Below are 625 nucleotides of genomic sequence, written 5' to 3'. Positions count from 1 at the left end.
CAGTACCGCAACAGTCAGTGTGGATGAGACTGATAAAGCGGTAACGACATCAGGAACATTAACCAGCACCGATGTCGATAATCCGGATAATGCGTTCACTCCAGACTCCATTGCAGGCACAAATGGTGACCTGACTATTGATGCCAATGGTCATTGGACGTTCACTGCGAACAGTGCGTTTAACCAATTGAATGTCGGCGATAAGGTCGAAGAGACCTTCACGGTGTCGTCTATTGATGGCACACCGTCCACCATCAAGGTGACGATTAACGGGACTAACGACGCCGCTACTGTCAGCAGTGCGACCGTCGCCATCGATGAGACTGACAAAGCAGTAACCACATCAGGAACATTGACCAGTACCGATGTAGACAACCCAGACAATACGTTTACGCCGGATTCTATTTCAGGTACCAACGGTGACCTGACTATTGACACCAATGGTCATTGGGTGTTCACCGCCAACAGCACGTTTAATCAATTGAATGTCGGCGATAAAGTCGAAGAGACCTTCACGGTATCGTCTATTGATGGCACACCTTCGACCATCAAAGTGACGATTAATGGCACCAACGATGCAGCGACAGTCAGTACCGCAACAGTCAGTGTGGATGAGACTGATAAA

1 protein-coding gene is annotated in these 625 nt (G+C 48.6%); it reads left to right on the top strand.

The features are described from left to right. Positions 1–625 (top strand): VCBS domain-containing protein (locus A6D97_RS19110; protein ID WP_206208217.1); only part of this gene is annotated, 625 nt, incomplete at both ends.

It is taken from the genome of Vibrio sp. ZF57, assembly GCF_001691235.1.
GTDB classification, from domain to species: Bacteria; Pseudomonadota; Gammaproteobacteria; order Enterobacterales; family Vibrionaceae; genus Vibrio; species Vibrio crassostreae_C.
This window is presented reverse-complemented; position numbering and strand designations above follow the sequence as displayed.